Genomic DNA, 15,933 nt, shown 5'->3' on the forward strand with positions numbered 1-15,933 from the left:
TGAAGCGATGTACGGAGCTTAAGAGCAATGAAATTACCGATTTACCTGGATTATTCCGCCACCACGCCGGCCGATCCGCGTGTGGCGGAAAAAATGATGCAGTATCTTACGTTGGACGGAACCTTCGGTAACCCGGCTTCCCGGTCCCACCGTTTTGGTTGGCAATCTGAAGAGGCGGTGGATGTTGCCCGCAACCAGATCGCCGAGCTGGTAGGCGCTGACCCACGTGAAATCGTCTTCACCTCCGGCGCGACGGAATCCGATAACCTGGCGATCAAAGGTGCTGCCCAGTTCTACCAGAAAAAAGGCAAGCACATCATTACCAGCAAAACCGAGCATAAAGCGGTGCTGGATACCTGTCGCCAGTTAGAGCGCGAAGGTTTTGACGTGACTTACCTGGCGCCGCAGAGCAACGGCATTATCGATTTGCAGGCGCTGGAAGCCGCCATGCGTGACGACACCGTACTGGTTTCCATCATGCATGTTAATAACGAAATCGGCGTGGTGCAGGATATCGCGACCATCGGTGAAATGTGCCGCGCGCGCGGGATCATTTACCACGTTGATGCCACGCAAAGCGTCGGCAAACTGCCAATTGACCTCAGCCAGCTGAAAGTGGATCTGATGTCCTTCTCCGCGCACAAACTCTACGGACCGAAAGGCATCGGCGCACTATATGTGCGTCGCAAGCCGCGTATTCGTCTGGAAGCGCAGATCCACGGCGGCGGTCACGAGCGCGGTATGCGTTCAGGTACGCTGCCGGTGCATCAGATCGTTGGCATGGGCGAAGCTTACCGCATTGCCAAAGAAGAGATGGAAAGCGAGATGGCGCGCCTGCGTACGCTGCGCAACCGTCTGTGGGATGGCCTGAAAGATATCGAAGAGGTCTATCTTAACGGCGATCTGGCGCAGGGCGCACCGAACATCCTTAACGTCAGCTTCAACTATGTCGAAGGCGAATCGCTGATCATGGCGCTGAAAGATCTGGCGGTCTCATCCGGCTCCGCCTGTACTTCCGCCAGCCTGGAACCCTCTTACGTGCTGCGCGCACTGGGCATGAGCGATGAACTGGCACACAGTTCCATTCGTTTCTCGCTGGGCCGCTTCACCACCGAAGAAGAGATTGATTACACCATTGCGCTGGTGCGCAAATCCATCGGCCGACTGCGTGAGCTTTCTCCTCTGTGGGAAATGTTTAAAGCGGGCGTGGATTTGAACAGCATTGAATGGGCGCATCACTAATTTCAGGTTTCAGGAGAACAGATCATGGCTTACAGCGAAAAAGTAATCGATCACTACGAAAATCCACGCAACGTCGGCTCTTTTGACAACAACGATGCCTCCGTAGGCAGCGGCATGGTCGGCGCGCCCGCGTGCGGCGACGTGATGAAGCTACAGATCAAGGTTAGCGAAAGCGGCATCATTGAAGATGCGCGTTTCAAAACCTACGGCTGCGGTTCCGCTATCGCCTCCAGTTCGCTGATTACCGAATGGGTAAAAGGCAAGTCGCTGGATGAAGCCGCCGCGATTAAAAACACCCAGATCGCCGACGAGCTGGAACTGCCGCCGGTGAAGATTCACTGCTCGATCCTGGCTGAAGACGCCATCAAGGCCGCCATCGCCGATTACAAGAGCAAGAAAGACGCACAGTAAGGGGGAGTTATGTCTATTACCCTGAGCGAGAGCGCAGCCTCCCGCGTGAACAGCTTTTTGCACCATCGCGGTAAAGGCTTCGGCTTGCGCCTTGGCGTGCGCACCTCCGGCTGTTCCGGCATGGCTTACGTGCTGGAGTTTGTCGATGCGCCCCAGCCGGAAGATACCGTCTTCGAAGATAAAGGCGTTAACGTGGTTATCGACGCAAAAAGCCTGGTTTATCTCGACGGGACCGAGCTTGATTTCGTGAAGGAAGGCCTGAACGAAGGATTCAAGTTCAATAACCCGAACATGAAAGATGAATGCGGCTGCGGAGAAAGCTTCAACGTTTAGCGTTGGCGCAGTAGCAGGATAAATCGCTCCGGGAACGGAGCGATTCTTTTTATGCGTTCCTCTGTTATCAACTGAGTCTGCTATGGATTACTTCACTCTTTTTGGCTTGTCGCCTACTTTTGAGATTGATGCGGCACAGCTAACCGCCCGTTTTCAGGAGCTGCAACGTCAGTTCCACCCCGATCGCTTCGCATCACAGCCGGAGCGTGAACGCCTTCAGGCCTTACAACAGGCCGCGACCATCAACCAGGGCTATCAGGCGCTGCGTCAGCCGCTGCCGCGCGCGGAATATCTGCTGTCGCTACACGGTTTCGATATTAATAATGAACAGCATACGATGCGCGACACCGCTTTTCTGATGGAGCAGCTGGCGCTGCGCGAAGAGCTGGACGCCATTGAGCAGGCACCCGACGCCGAAGCGAAGCTGCAAGCCTTTATGCAACGGCTGGAGGCGATGATGCAACAGCGCAGCCAGCAAATGCAGCAGGAGCTGGCCGCCACCCAGTGGGATGCGGCGGCGGATACGGTGCGCAAGCTGCGTTTTCTCGCTAAACTGCGCAGCCAGACAGAACAGCTGGAAGAGAAGCTGCTCGATTTCTAACCGGGAAAACTAACATGGCATTATTACAAATTAGTGAGCCGGGCCTGAGTGCCGCCCCGCACCAGCGTCGTCTGGCCGTGGGCATCGATCTGGGCACCACCAACTCTTTGGTCGCCACCGTGCGCAGCGGACAGGCTGAAACCCTGCCCGATGCGCAGGGCCGCGATCTTTTACCTTCGGTCGTGTGCTATCAGGCGCAGCAAAGCTATGTGGGATGGGAAGCGCGCCAGCAGGCGGCGGCCGATCCGGTTAACACCATTAGCTCTGTGAAGCGTCTGATGGGGCGATCGCTGGCTGATATTCAACAGCGTTATCCGCACCTGCCTTATCAGCTACAGCCGAGTGAAAACGGTCTGCCGATGATCCAGACCGCGGCGGGCAAGGTTAATCCGGTTCGCGTCTCTGCCGATATTCTGCAGGCGCTGGCCGTTCGCGCGCGCGAAAGTTTGCAGGGCGAGCTGGATGGCGTGGTGATTACCGTGCCCGCCTATTTTGATGATGCGCAGCGGCAGGGCACCAAAGATGCCGCCCGCCTGGCGGGATTGCAGGTGTTGCGTCTGCTGAACGAGCCCACCGCTGCGGCGATCGCCTATGGCCTGGATTCGGGTCAGGAAGGGGTGATTGCGGTTTACGATCTTGGCGGCGGCACCTTTGATATTTCCGTGCTGCGCCTGAGTCGCGGCGTGTTTGAAGTGCTGGCGACCGGCGGCGACTCGGCGCTGGGCGGTGATGATTTCGACCATCTGTTGGCCGACTGGCTGCGCGAGCAGGCCGGGCTGCACGACCGTGGCGATCATAGCGTACAGCGTCAGCTGCTGGACAAAGCCATTGCCGCCAAAATCGCCCTCAGCGAGCGCGATAGCGTTAGCGTCACGCTGGGCGACTGGCAGGGCACGGTAACACGCGCCGATTTCGATAACCTGATCGCCGGGCTGGTGAAGCGCACGCTGCTCTCCTGCCGTCGGGCATTGAAAGATGCGGGCGTTACGCCGGAAGAGGTGCTGGAAGTGGTGATGGTCGGCGGCTCGACGCGCGTTCCGCTGGTGCGCGAAAAGGTAGGCGAATTTTTTGGCCGTCAGCCGTTAACCACCATCGATCCGGATAAAGTGGTCGCTGTCGGTGCCGCCATTCAGGCTGATATTCTGGTGGGTAATAAACCCGACAGCGATATGCTGCTGCTGGATGTGATTCCGCTTTCGCTGGGGCTGGAAACCATGGGCGGTCTGGTGGAGAAAGTGATCCCGCGTAACACCACCATTCCGGTGGCGCGCGCGCAGGATTTTACCACCTTTAAAGATGGCCAGACGGCGATGAGCATCCACGTGCTGCAGGGCGAGCGCGAGCTGGTGTCCGATTGCCGCTCGCTGGCGCGCTTCGCGCTGCGTAACATTCCGGCGATGCCTGCTGGCGGCGCGCATATCCGCGTGACGTTTCAGGTGGATGCGGATGGTTTGCTAAGCGTAACGGCGATGGAAAAATCAACCGGCGTGGAAGCCTCGATTCAGGTTAAGCCCTCCTATGGCCTGACTGAAAACGAGATTGCCAGCATGATCACCGATTCCATGGCTTATGCGCAGCAGGATGTGATGGCGCGTAAACTGGCCGAGCAAAAGGTGGAAGGCCTGCGCGTGCTGGAAAGCCTGACCGGCGCGCTGGCGGAAGATGCCGCGCTGCTGAGCGCGGATGAACTGCAAAAAATTCAACAGGCGCAGCAGCAGCTGCAGGAAACCCTCCGCGCCGAAGAGGCCGATGCCATCAGCGCGGCGGTAAAACAACTCGATAAAGTAACCCAGGATTTTGCCGCCCGTCGTATGGACAACTCTGTCCGTCGCGCGCTGGCGGGCCAGTCTGTGGATGAGGTTTGATCAATGCCGAAGATTGTCTTTTTACCCCATAAGGATTTGCTGCCGGACGGCGGCGTATTTGATGCCGCTCAGGGCGAAACGATTCTTGACGTTGCGCTGCGCAACGGCATTGAGCTGGAGCATGCCTGTGAAAAATCCTGTGCCTGCACCACCTGCCATTGCGTGGTGCGTGAAGGCTTTGATTCACTGCCGGAAAGCAGCGAAGATGAGGATGATATGCTGGATAAAGCCTGGGGACTGGAGCCAGAAAGCCGTCTCAGCTGCCAGGCGCGCGTCACCGATGAAGACCTGGTGGTGGAAATTCCACGCTACACCATCAATCACGCACGCGAACATTAATGAAGCGGGCCGGCCTGAAAACCGGCCCGTTTTCTTCTAAGGAGTAATTGTGGGTCTAAAATGGACTGACAGCCGTGAAATCGGCGAAGCCTTATACGATGCTTATCCGGATACCGATCCAAAAACGGTACGCTTCACCGATATGCATCAATGGATTTGTCAGCTGGAAGGGTTTGATGATAATCCTGATGCATCCAGTGAGAAAATTCTTGAAGCGATACTGCTGGTTTGGCTGGATGAATTCGAGTAACTCCGGCAGCTTCCATTCTCGTTTCAGAAAAATATAAAGGGACACAATCAATGACGACTGAAAAGATGAATATTGCGCTGTCGAACACGGCAGCGGATGCGCGCTGGGGCGAAAAAGCGATCCTCAGCAGCAATGAAGACGGGATGACTATCCACCTGACCGGTGGCGATGCGCTGGCAACGATTCAGCGTGCGGCGCGTAAGATTGACGGACAGGGCATTCGTCGCGTCGCGTTAAGCGGCGACGGCTGGGATCTGGAAAAAAGCTGGGCTTTTTGGCAGGGCTATCGCGGACCGAAAGGCGAGCGCAGCGTCGAGTGGGCGTCGCTCAGCGACGGCGATCGCGAAGAGCTGGATCGTCGCCTGAACATCATCGACTGGGTGCGTAATGTTATTAACCAACCGGCCGAGGAGCTGGGACCGGAGCAGCTGGCGCGACGTGCGGTTGATCTGATCAGCAAATACGCGGGCGATGCAGTGAGCTACCGCATTACCAAAGGCGAAGATCTGCGCGAGCAGAACTATATGGGGCTGCATACCGTGGGGCGTGGCTCGTCGCGCAGCCCGGTGCTGCTGGCGCTGGACTATAACCCGGGCGGTGATGAAAACACCCCGGTTTACGCCTGCCTGGTAGGCAAAGGCATTACCTTTGATACCGGCGGATACAGCCTGAAGCAAAGCGCCTTTATGGACTCCATGAAATCCGATATGGGCGGTGCGGCCACCGTGACCGGCGCGTTAGGGCTGGCAATTGCGCGCGGCCTGAAAAAACGCGTCAAACTCTATCTCTGCTGTGCAGACAACATGGTCAGCGGCAACGCTTTCCGTCTGGGCGATATTATTCGTTATCGCAACGGCAAAACCGTTGAGGTGATGAACACCGATGCCGAAGGGCGTCTGGTGTTGGCGGATGGCCTGATCGACGCCAGCCAGCAGCAGCCGGAACTGCTGATTGATGCCGCTACGCTGACCGGTGCCGCCAAAACCGCGCTGGGCAACGATTATCATGCGCTGTTCACCTTCGACGATGCGCTGGCGCAGGCGCTGTTGAGCAGCGCCGCCAGCGAAAACGAGGCGTTCTGGCGTCTGCCGCTGGCCGAGTTCCATCGTACGCATCTGTCATCCAACTTTGCCGATCTGAACAATATTGCCGGTGCGGCGCATACCGCCGGTGCCAGCACTGCGGCGGCGTTTCTGTCGCACTTTGTCAGCAACTATCAGCAGGGCTGGTTGCATATTGACTGCTCCGCGACCTATCGCAAAGGCGCGGTTGAGCAGTGGTCGGCTGGCGCGACCGGGCTTGGCGTGCGCACCCTCGCCAATCTGCTGCTGAAATAAGCGCCTGGGGCCAGGGAAATCCTGGCCCCGTTAAACAAGACAGAAGAGCATGAATGACATGGAAACAAACGCGAACGCACGCCTGGAAAAAGTGCTGGAGCTGGCGGCAACCGAGCCTGCGCATCGGCCGGAATTTTTTACTCTGCTGATGGAAGCCAGCGTCTGGGTGCCGGGCAGCAGCAGCAGCGAACAGCTGGACGCCAACACGCCGGTCGAGCTACAGCACTGGGAAAAGGAAGATGGTACCAGCGTTATTCCTTTTTTCACCTCTGAAGCGGCGATGGCGGAAGCGACGGAAGGCGAACAGCCTTACGTGATGTTGCCGGTCCGCACGCTGTTTGAGATGACGCAGGGCGAAGTGCTGTTCCTGAATCCGAAACTGCCGACGGGCAAAGAGTTTTCTCCGCGCGAAATTGCTCATCTGCTGGGCGAAGAAGGCGATGCGTTAAGCCAGCAAACGGTGCTGGAGGGCGGTACGCCGCTGCTGTTATCTGACATTGCCGAGCCGCCCGCACAGATGATCGATTCTCTGACTCAGCTGCTAAGCAAATATAAGCAGGTGCGTCGGGCATTTGTTGCGCATATCAAAGAGCAGGCGGACGATCGGCCCAATCTGCTGATTGCCATCGAGGCGGATGACGATATTGATAAGATCATTCGCGCCGTCGGTGCGGTAGCGACCGATACGCTGCTGGAAGATGAGCCGGTCGATATTTGCCAAATCGTTGAAGGCGAAAAGGGCATCAGCCACTTTTTTATCGCACATATCACGCCGTTTTATGAGCGCCGCTGGGGAAGCTTCCTGCGTGAGTTCAAAGGCGGACAGCGTATTATTTAAGCTGGCTTCACTCAGGCGCCGGTGCGGAAATAATGCAAAGCCGCTGAATGATTAAAGGGTCGCCTGCCGACCCTTTTTTACTGGCTTCAGGCTGCTGAGATCGCGCCTTATAGCGGCATTGCCTGGCGAGGTAGCGACCCGCCCCAGGCAAACTGTCAGCTACGCGGTGGCGATGGGTAAATCGTCACGGCTGCCCCATTCGCTCCATGAGCCATCATAAAGCTGCACCTCTTTGATGCCGAGCGCCGTTAACGCCAGAATAGCCACCACCGCCGTAACGCCAGAGCCGCAGCTGGCAACGATAGGTTTAGTTAAGTCCACGCCCTGACGCTGAAAAATGGCGCGCAGCTCCGCGTCCGGCTTAAGTTGACCGTTAACCACCAGCTCGCCCCACGGCACATTCAGGCTGCCGGGAATATGCCCGCGCCGCAGGCCCGGACGCGGCTCGTCCACTTCGCCCGCAAAGCGATTGGCCGGACGCGCATCAATGATCTGCGCGGAGCCTTCATGGCTGATTAACAGCACATCGGTTACGCTTGTTACCCATTGCTGATCGTAATGTGCGTCAAATTCCGCCTCCGGCAGCGCGACGTCACCGGTTTGCAGCGCGTAGCCCGCCTGTTTCCAGCCCGCAAGGCCGCCCGCCAGCAGGGAAACCCGCTCAACGCCGAACGCGCGCAGCATCCACCAGGCGCGCGGAGCCGAAAACAGATTGCCTTCGTCATACACCACCAGATGTTTTCCACTGTCGACGCCCAGCTCACGCATCGCCACCGCAAAGGTTTCCGCGCGCGGCATCATATGCGGATAAGGACTGTTGCGATCGGAAAGCCGCTCAATATCAAAAAAAGGCGCATTGGGCAGATGGCCTGCTGCGTATTCAGCCTGCATATCGCGCAGATGTTCCTGTCCGGCTGGGGCCATGCGCGCGTCGATAATCTGCAAATCGGCATCGTTTTGATGTTCGGCTAACCACTGTGCGGTTACAAAGAGAGCGGATGTCATAACAACCTCAATATTCATTGATGTGCAGTGAGTGTCGACGATCTCGCACGCCAGCTCAAGACCTAATCTTTGATGCTGCGGCCCTGATTACAGATTCGGAAAAGCGGCCGCAAAAAGCGCAACGGCCTGTTTGGAATTTGCATTTATTTTGCGGCGCTCACAGCAATAACCACCTTTCACCGTGATAAGCGCTTGCCAAAATTTAGCAGCAGCGCAATAACGTGCCCCGAAGGAAATTAATTAGGGCTGTTAATTTTTCCCGCGGTTCAGGCGATAATGCCGCTCTGATTTTACAAGGCACTTTTGCCATGGAGTAACTATGTCCGGGTTAAGGTATAAAGCAGGCGCCGCCTGGCTGCTGTCGCTGATGCTGTTGAGCGGCTGTGATGATAACCAGCAGGACGCGCCGCCAAAAACAGCTGCCAGCCAACCGGCGGCGGTTAACAACCGCGCGCCGGGCCTCAGCGCAGAGCAGCGGGCCGCTCAGCAGGCGCGCGAGCAGGGCAAGCCGCTGCGGGTTATCGATGTTTCCGAAGTGCAGCTCGACGGCGCCAGCACGCTGGTTGCCACCTTTTCCGTTTCTCTGGATGAGCAGCAGAACGTTAACCAATATGCGCATGTGACAGACAGCAAAAGCGGCGCTTTAGAGGGCGGCTGGGAACTTTCACCTAACCGAAAAGAGCTGCGTTTCCGTCATCTGGAACCGGCAAGAGAACTGAAAGTACGCATCGATAGCGGGATCAAAGCCGCGAATGGCGCTGTGCTGGAAACCAGCACGGAACAGGCGCTGACCACGCGCGATATACAACCCATGGTGGGCTTCGCCAGCCGTGGCTCGCTGCTGCCGACGCGCATCACGACCGGGCTGCCGGTAATGGCGCTTAACGTTAAGCAGGTGGATGTCGATTTCTTTCGTATTAAAAATGCCTCTCTACCTGCCTTTATCGCCGACTGGCAGTATGGCAGCAGCCTGCAAACCTGGCAGTCCGAGTCGCTGCTGCAAAAGGCGGATCTGGTCTATACCGGCCGCTTCGATCTTAATCCGGCGCGCAATACCCGCGAACAATTCCAGCTGCCGCTGAGCGATATCAAACCGCTGGCGCAGCCGGGCGTCTATCTGGCCGTCATGAAGCAGGCGGGAACCTATAACTATAACAATGCCGCCACGCTGTTTACGCTCAGCGATATTGGTCTCTCGCTCCATCAGTTCCCACAGCAGGTAGATCTGTTTAGCCAGCGACTGGAAGATGGCGCGGCACTGGATGGCGTGACGCTGACCATGCTGGATGAAAAAGGGCATACGTTAAGCCAGGCGAACACGGATACCCAGGGGCATGCGGCGCTGCCCTGGCAGAGCAAAGCAAAATTGATCCTGGCGACAAAAAACGATCAAACCACGCTGCTCGATCTTAGTCGTCCGGCGCTGGATCTGGCGGAGTTTGCCGTTGCTGGCCCGGAAGGGTATGACAAACAACTGTTTATTTTTGGCCCACGCGATCTTTATCGCCCCGGCGAGACGCTGATTGCCAACGCGCTGCTGCGTGATGCGGATGGAAAGCCGTTACCGCCGCAGCCGGTGAAACTGGATATTGTGAAGCCGGACGGTGATACGGCGCGTACGCTGACCTGGCAGCCGGAAAACGGGCTGTGGCAGCTGCGTTACCCTCTGGCGAAAGATGCGCCGACCGGACGTTGGATGCTGCGCGTGGATGTGGGCGATGGCCGCTCGCGTCAGTGGCCGTTCAATGTCGAAGATTTTATGCCGGAGCGTATGGCGCTTAACCTGACGGCTGGCGAGCAGCCTGTTTCGCCAGAGAGCGAGGTAAGTTTTCACGCCAGCGGACGCTATCTGTACGGCGCGCCCGCCACGGGCAATCGACTGCAGGGGCAGCTGTTTTTACGTCCCGATCGCGAGGCAGTGAAAACCTTACCCGGCTATCAGTTTGGCGATATCAACGAGCAGGGGCTAAAACGTAATCTGGATGAAATTGACCTGACGCTGGATAAGCAAGGGGAAACGTCCGTTACTGCGCCCACTTCCTGGCAAGAAATACATTCGCCTGCCCGACTCATTCTGCAGGCGAGCCTGTTGGAGAGCGGTGGACGTCCGGTAACGCGACGCGTCAGTCAGGCTATCTGGCCTGCCGAGGTGTTGCCGGGCATTCGCCCGTTATTCGCCAGTAAAGAGATATACGATTATCGCAACGACACCACGCTTTCACAGCCGGTAGTGGAAGAGAACAGCAGCGCAGAGTTCAGTATTGTGCTGGCGAATGCTCGCGGTGAGAAAATCACCGACCGCCAGGTTGAGGTGCGGCTGATTCGCGAACGGCGTGACTATTACTGGAGCTTTGCTGAAGGCGAGGGTTGGCAATCACGTTTCGATCAAAAAGATCTGGTGGAGGAGACGCGCCAGATAACGCTTAATCAACAGGGAGAAGCCAGAGTCGCTTTCCCGGTGGAGTGGGGTTCGTATCGTATTGAGGCGATAGCGCCCGACAGCGATCTGCGCAGCAGCATACGCTTTTGGGCGGGCTATAGCTGGCAGGATAATACCGACGGCACCGGTGCGGTGCGGCCCGATCAGGTGAAGCTGAAGCTGGATAAAGCCAACTATCAGCCCGGCGAGCGGGCAATGGTGCAGATAGAAGCGCCTGCCGCAGGCAAAGGTTATTTGCTGGTGGAGTCGAGCAACGGCCCGCTCTGGTGGCAAACGATTGATGTACCTGCTGAAGGAACAACGGTGGCGGTGCCCATCGATAAAGCGTGGCATCGTCACGATCTTTACTTCAGCGCGTTGGTTATCCGTCCCGGCGATAAAGCGCAGGGCACTACGCCAAAACGTGCCGTGGGAATTTTACATTTACCCATGCAGGATGAAGCACGTCGACTAAACCTGACGCTGTCGTCGCCGCAAAAAATTCGCCCGAACCAAAACCTTACGGTGGAAGTGAAAGCATCAAGCGCAGGCGGCGATCTGCCGAAACAGATAAATGTGCTGCTCTCTGCGGTTGATAGCGGCGTGTTAAGCATCACGGATTATAAAACCCCCGACCCCTGGGCCGCCTTCTTTGGGCGTAAGCGCTATAACGCCGATCAGTATGATGTCTATGGACAGCTGATCGAAGGGCAGGGCAGGCTGGCCGCATTGCGCTTCGGTGGGGATGGCGATGAGGGCGATCCGTTAACGCGCGGCGGGCAGCCGCCGGTTAACCACGTCAACATTCTGGCAACGCAGCTACAGCCGGTGACGCTGGATGCCAATGGCGAAGGCACGCTCACCCTGCCGATACCGGAATTTAATGGCGAAATGCGGTTGATGGCTCAGGCATGGAGCGACGATCGCTTCGGTCAGAGCGAAAGCAAAGTGATTGTCGCCGCGCCGTTAATCACCCAGTTGGCAACGCCGCGTTTTCTGGCGGGCGGTGACAGCAGCCGTCTGGCGCTGGATATCACTAACCTGACCGAGAAGCCGCAAACGCTTATGGTCAGCCTGCAGGCCAACGGGCTTGTGACGCTGGAGGACACCTCATCGCGTCAGGTGAGGTTGCAGCCGGGCCAGCGCACCACGCTTTATGTGCCGGTCAGCGCCGCGATGGGCTATGGCGAAGGCAGCATTGATGCGCTGATTACCGGTGTCGAGATCCCCGGCGAAACCGTAGCGCCGGGTAAAGGCCACTGGACGGTAGGCGTGCGGCCCGCCTGGCCTGCCCAGACGCGCAGCTTTAACGGCGTTGTGCGCCCGGATATGCCGTGGCAGATGCCTGCGGAAATGTTCAGCGGACTGGTGCCTGCAACGATACAGAGCCAGCTGGCGCTGAGTGGTCGTCCGCCGCTAAATATTGCGCGTTATATCAGTGAGCTTTACGCCTGGCCTTACGGTTGTCTGGAGCAAACCATCAGCGGCCTGTGGCCTTCGCTTTATACCAACCATGCTCAGTTGACGGCGCTGGGGATCAAAAGCGGTAGCGATAGCGAACGGCGGGCGGCAATTGATACCGGTATCGCGCGTATCATTCAGATGCAGCGCTATAACGGCGGCTTTGGCTTGTGGGGGAAAGAGAGCGCTGAAGAGTTCTGGCTTACCGCCTATGCGATGGATTTCCTGACGCGTGCAGGCGAGCAGGGTTATAGCCTCGATAAGGCGGTGCTGGATAAAGGCAATCAGCGCCTGCTGCGCTATCTGCAGGATGGCAGCCAGATTGAGGTCTATTACAGCACCGACGCCGCCGCGACGCGTTTCAACGTACAGGCTTACGCCGCGCTGGTGCTGGCGCGTCAGCAAAAAGCGCCACTGGGTGCCTTGCGTGCGCTATATGAACAGCGCGCGCAGGCTAAATCGGGCCTGGCGCAGGTGCAGCTGGGCATTGCGCTAAAACTGATGGGCGACACGCCGCGAGCCAATACGCTGCTGAAGCAGGGCGTCAACAGCGAGCGACCCGCGCAGCTTTACTGGTTGGAGGATTATGGCAGTCCATTGCGCGACAGCGCGCAAATCCTGACGTTACTGCGTGAATATCAGCTGCTGCCGGAAACACAGGACAAATTAATCATTGCCCTGGCACAGCAGCTGAATGGCAAACAGTGGCTGTCAACGCAGGAAAATAACGCGCTGTTTCTTGCCGGACATTCGCTGGAACAGGATGAAAGCGCGACGTGGCAGGTCAGCCTTAGCGGGCAGGCGCAGCCGCTAAGCGGTAACAAAACCCATATCCTGCCGCTAAGCGAGCCTCAGCTTGCCGCTGGCATCACGGTTAACAATCCTGGGCAAGCGCCGGTCTATGGCCGGCTCGATGTGGTGGGTTATCCGCAGACGCCGCCGCCAGCCTCCAGCCATAAGCTGGCGGTGCGCCGTGAATATCTCGATCTTAACGGCCATCCTCTCTCTTTGGCTGGCCTGAAGAGCGGACAGCTGATGCTGGTGCATCTCACCGTTACCGCTACCGATCGCGTACCGGACGCGCTGGTTACCGATCTGCTTCCCGCTGGGCTGGAACTGGAGAATCAAAACCTTGCTAACGCCAGCGCCAGCCTGGGCGAAAGTGCGGCGAACGTGCAGGAGCTGTTGAATGATATGCAGCAGGTCAGCATCAAGCATATGGAGTTCCGGGACGATCGTTTTGTTGCCGCCATTGATGTCGATAGCTACCGGCCCGCCGAACTGCTCTATTTAGCGCGCGCGGTTACGCCAGGCAGCTATCAGGTTCCGGCACCGCAGGTGGAATCAATGTATGTTCCGCAATGGCGAGCAATCGGCGAGACGCCGACGCGTCTGACGGTTCGCTAACTGAGCGCCCGGCTAAAACCGGGCGTTATTTTTATGAAACCTTTTGTACGTTACGTAAGAGTTTTGCTGTTGAGCTTACTTATTCTGTTGGCTCTGCTGTGGCTGGCGGATCGCTTATTTCCTTTACCGTTGCGGCAGGTTACACCGGCGCGCGTCGTGGTCGCGGAAGATGGCACGCCGCTCTGGCGCTTTGCAGATAAGAATGGCATTTGGCGTTATCCGGTAACGCCGGAAGAGGTCTCGCCCTGGTATCTGCAGGCATTGCTAACATATGAAGATCGCTGGTTCTGGCATCATCCCGGCATCAATACTTTAGCGCTGCTGCGCGCGGCCTGGCAGGATTTACGCGGCGGAGAAATTATCTCTGGCGGCAGTACCCTTACCATGCAGGTCGCGCGCCTCATCGATCCGCAGCCGCGAACCTTTATCGGCAAGCTGCATCAGGCCTGGCGTGCATTGCAGCTGGAATGGCATCTCTCCAAGCGAGAGATATTAACGCTCTATCTGAACCGCGCACCCTTTGGCGGAACGCTGGAAGGCGTGGGCGCCGCCAGCTGGAGCTGGTTGGGCAAGCCGCCCGCGCAGCTTACGCGCGGCGAAGCGGCGCTGCTGGCAGTATTGCCGCAGGCGCCGAGCCGTTTACGGCCGGACCGCTGGCCAGAGCGGGCGCAGGCAGCTCGCGATAAAGTATTGTTGCGACTGGCGGATTATGGCGTCTGGCCGCGCGCCGCCGTTAATGAAATATTGCAGGAGCCGGTTTGGCTGGCGCCGCGGCAGATGCCGCAGCTGGCGCCGTTGCTGGCGCGGCGCGTGCTGTCGCTCTCAAAGCAGAGCAAAATCACCACCACGATTAACGCCTCGCTACAACGTCAGATCGAAGCGTTAGCGCAGGGCTGGAAAGGATCCTTGCCGCCGCGTACATCAATGGCGGTGCTGGTGGTGGATCATACCACCATGCAGGTTCGTGCCTGGATGGGCTCGGTCGATCTTGATGATGACAGCCGCTTTGGCCATGTCGATATGATCGGCAGCGTGCGATCGCCGGGATCGGTGCTGAAGCCCTTTTTGTACGGGCTGGCGTTAGATGATGGACTGATTGCCGCTGAGTCATTGCTACAGGACGTGCCGCGCCGCTTTGGCGATTATCGGCCCGGCAACTTTGATACGGGTTTTCATGGTCCGGTAAGCGCCAGCGAAGCGCTGGTGCGTTCGCTAAATCTACCGGCGGTGCAGCTGCTGGAGGCCTACGGTCCGAAACGTTTAACTGCGGCGCTGCGTAATGCCGGGCTGACCCTGCGTTTTCCCGCTGCGGCGGAGCCTAACCTGGCGCTGATCCTTGGTGGCACGGGCGCACGCATGGATGAGATTGTGGCGGCATACAGCGCTTTCGCCCGGCACGGTCAGGCGGCCCGCCTGCGTTTGCTGGCGCAAGATCCGTTAGTCGAACGGCCTCTGCTGTCGCCCGGCGCGGCATGGATTGTAAGGCGCATTCTGGCGGGGGAAGCGCAGCCTCAGCCTGACGCCGCGTTGCCTGCGGTGGTGCCGCTGGCCTGGAAAACTGGCACCAGCTATGGCTATCGCGATGCCTGGGCTATCGGGATTGATGCGCGTTATCTGATTGGTGTGTGGGTCGGGCGTCCCGATGGTACGCCGGTGGCAGGGCAGTACGGAGCGGCCAGCGCGACGCCGGTGCTTAATCAATTGCATCATCTGCTGATGGCGTCGCCGCAGCTGCGTGGGAATATGCTGCCTGCCGATCCGCGTCCCGCCAGCGTAAACGCGTTAACGTTATGCTGGCCGGGCGGGCAGCCGTTGCCTGCGGGCGACAGCAACTGTCGCCAGCGCCGACAAAGCTGGGTTTTGAACGGCACCACGCCACCCACGTTGCTTGCTGATGGGCAGGAAGGGATGTTCGGCCTGCAGCAAACCGTTTGGCTCAATGCGCAAGGGGAGCGGGTGGCCGCAGATTGCGACGGCGCAACATCACAGCGGGTAGCGTTATGGCCGGTGCCGCTGGAGCCATGGCTACAGCCCGGCGAGCGGCGCGCACAGCGTTTGCCGCCGGTTTCGGCGCTTTGTCCGCCAGCGATGGAAAGCAACGCGCCACCGCTGCTGCTAACCGGCATACGGGATGGACAGATTTTGCATCGCCTGCCGGGAAAATCTGAATTATCGCTTAGCGTAACGGCGCAGGGAGGTAAAGGGGAGGCGCGCTGGTGGTTTCTGGATGGCGAGGTGCTGAGCGCTGCCGACGGCGGGCTGACACAGCGGTTGGTTTTTCATCGTGCCGGGCGCTACCAGCTCAGCGTGCTGGATAATGCCGGCCAGGTCGCCGCCGCATCTTTCACCGTGGAATAAATTACGGTAGGGTCAGAATGAGTATTAATGAAGCAGCAATGCGAGAAGGATCAGACTTTTTCGCTAA

12 protein-coding genes are annotated in these 15,933 nt (G+C 58.2%); 11 read left to right on the top strand and 1 reads right to left on the bottom strand.

Annotated elements, in window-relative coordinates; translation table 11 throughout:
- The first annotated feature begins 27 nt into the window (after positions 1-27).
- The 9 genes from J2X14_RS16370 to sseB all read left to right on the top strand — a co-directional run bounded on the left by J2X14_RS16370 (position 28) and on the right by sseB (position 7,216).
- Positions 28-1,242: an IscS subfamily cysteine desulfurase gene (locus tag J2X14_RS16370; RefSeq protein WP_352412244.1), complete on the top strand. Its 1,215-nt coding sequence runs from the start codon at positions 28-30 to the stop codon at positions 1,240-1,242.
- A 24-nt stretch (positions 1,243-1,266) separates the two neighbouring features.
- Positions 1,267-1,653, top strand: a complete 387-nt coding sequence (iscU, locus tag J2X14_RS16375) for a Fe-S cluster assembly scaffold IscU (RefSeq protein ID WP_352412245.1) — start codon at positions 1,267-1,269, stop codon at positions 1,651-1,653.
- Positions 1,654-1,662: 9 nt separating this feature from the next.
- Positions 1,663-1,986: an iron-sulfur cluster assembly protein IscA gene (iscA, locus tag J2X14_RS16380; RefSeq protein ID WP_352412246.1), complete on the top strand. Its 324-nt coding sequence runs from the start codon at positions 1,663-1,665 to the stop codon at positions 1,984-1,986.
- An 82-nt stretch (positions 1,987-2,068) separates the two neighbouring features.
- Positions 2,069-2,587, top strand: a complete 519-nt coding sequence (gene hscB, locus J2X14_RS16385; RefSeq protein WP_352412247.1) for a co-chaperone HscB — start codon at positions 2,069-2,071, stop codon at positions 2,585-2,587.
- Between the two features lie 14 nt (positions 2,588-2,601).
- Positions 2,602-4,452, top strand: a complete 1,851-nt coding sequence (gene hscA, locus J2X14_RS16390) for a Fe-S protein assembly chaperone HscA (RefSeq protein ID WP_352412248.1) — start codon at positions 2,602-2,604, stop codon at positions 4,450-4,452.
- Between the two features lie 3 nt (positions 4,453-4,455).
- The gene (gene fdx, locus J2X14_RS16395; protein WP_352412249.1) at positions 4,456-4,791 is read left to right on the top strand and encodes an ISC system 2Fe-2S type ferredoxin; all 336 of its coding nucleotides are present in this window, start codon (positions 4,456-4,458) and stop codon (positions 4,789-4,791) included.
- Between the two features lie 49 nt (positions 4,792-4,840).
- Positions 4,841-5,041, top strand: coding sequence for a Fe-S cluster assembly protein IscX (iscX, locus tag J2X14_RS16400; protein WP_085070708.1), 201 nt, complete (start codon positions 4,841-4,843; stop codon positions 5,039-5,041).
- Positions 5,042-5,091: 50 nt separating this feature from the next.
- The gene (gene pepB / locus J2X14_RS16405) at positions 5,092-6,378 is read left to right on the top strand and encodes an aminopeptidase PepB (RefSeq protein WP_352412250.1); all 1,287 of its coding nucleotides are present in this window, start codon (positions 5,092-5,094) and stop codon (positions 6,376-6,378) included.
- A gap of 49 nt (positions 6,379-6,427) precedes the next feature.
- Positions 6,428-7,216: an enhanced serine sensitivity protein SseB gene (sseB, locus tag J2X14_RS16410; RefSeq protein WP_352412251.1), complete on the top strand. Its 789-nt coding sequence runs from the start codon at positions 6,428-6,430 to the stop codon at positions 7,214-7,216.
- A 159-nt stretch (positions 7,217-7,375) separates the two neighbouring features.
- On the opposite strand, the gene sseA is transcribed toward sseB, so the two are convergent.
- Positions 7,376-8,221, bottom strand: a complete 846-nt coding sequence (gene sseA, locus J2X14_RS16415; RefSeq protein ID WP_352412252.1) for a 3-mercaptopyruvate sulfurtransferase — start codon at positions 8,219-8,221, stop codon at positions 7,376-7,378.
- Positions 8,222-8,540: 319 nt separating this feature from the next.
- Between sseA and J2X14_RS16420 the strand changes: the two genes are divergently transcribed.
- Complete coding sequence (locus tag J2X14_RS16420) at positions 8,541-13,508, top strand: alpha-2-macroglobulin family protein (protein WP_352412253.1); 4,968 nt, start codon at positions 8,541-8,543, stop codon at positions 13,506-13,508.
- Positions 13,509-13,541: 33 nt separating this feature from the next.
- Complete coding sequence (gene pbpC, locus J2X14_RS16425) at positions 13,542-15,866, top strand: peptidoglycan glycosyltransferase PbpC (RefSeq protein WP_352412254.1); 2,325 nt, start codon at positions 13,542-13,544, stop codon at positions 15,864-15,866.
- Positions 15,867-15,933 lie beyond the last annotated feature (67 nt).

The organism is Mixta sp. BE291, assembly GCF_031457955.1.
Classification (GTDB): domain Bacteria; phylum Pseudomonadota; class Gammaproteobacteria; order Enterobacterales; family Enterobacteriaceae; genus Mixta.

What these genes read in the sequence shown, in the direction of transcription:
- iscA (WP_352412246.1), top strand. Translation starts at nt 1,663, where the DNA reads ATGTCTATTACCCTGAGCGAGAGCGCAGCCTCCCGCGTGAACAGCTTT.
- hscA (WP_352412248.1), top strand. Translation starts at nt 2,602, where the DNA reads ATGGCATTATTACAAATTAGTGAGCCGGGCCTGAGTGCCGCCCCGCAC.
- pepB (WP_352412250.1), top strand. Translation starts at nt 5,092, where the DNA reads ATGACGACTGAAAAGATGAATATTGCGCTGTCGAACACGGCAGCGGAT.
- sseB (WP_352412251.1), top strand. Translation starts at nt 6,428, where the DNA reads ATGAATGACATGGAAACAAACGCGAACGCACGCCTGGAAAAAGTGCTG.
- hscB (WP_352412247.1), top strand. Translation starts at nt 2,069, where the DNA reads ATGGATTACTTCACTCTTTTTGGCTTGTCGCCTACTTTTGAGATTGAT.
- pbpC (WP_352412254.1), top strand. Translation starts at nt 13,542, where the DNA reads ATGAAACCTTTTGTACGTTACGTAAGAGTTTTGCTGTTGAGCTTACTT.
- iscU (WP_352412245.1), top strand. Translation starts at nt 1,267, where the DNA reads ATGGCTTACAGCGAAAAAGTAATCGATCACTACGAAAATCCACGCAAC.
- sseA (WP_352412252.1), bottom strand. Translation starts at nt 8,221, where the DNA reads ATGACATCCGCTCTCTTTGTAACCGCACAGTGGTTAGCCGAACATCAA.
- J2X14_RS16370 (WP_352412244.1), top strand. Translation starts at nt 28, where the DNA reads ATGAAATTACCGATTTACCTGGATTATTCCGCCACCACGCCGGCCGAT.
- J2X14_RS16420 (WP_352412253.1), top strand. Translation starts at nt 8,541, where the DNA reads ATGTCCGGGTTAAGGTATAAAGCAGGCGCCGCCTGGCTGCTGTCGCTG.
- fdx (WP_352412249.1), top strand. Translation starts at nt 4,456, where the DNA reads ATGCCGAAGATTGTCTTTTTACCCCATAAGGATTTGCTGCCGGACGGC.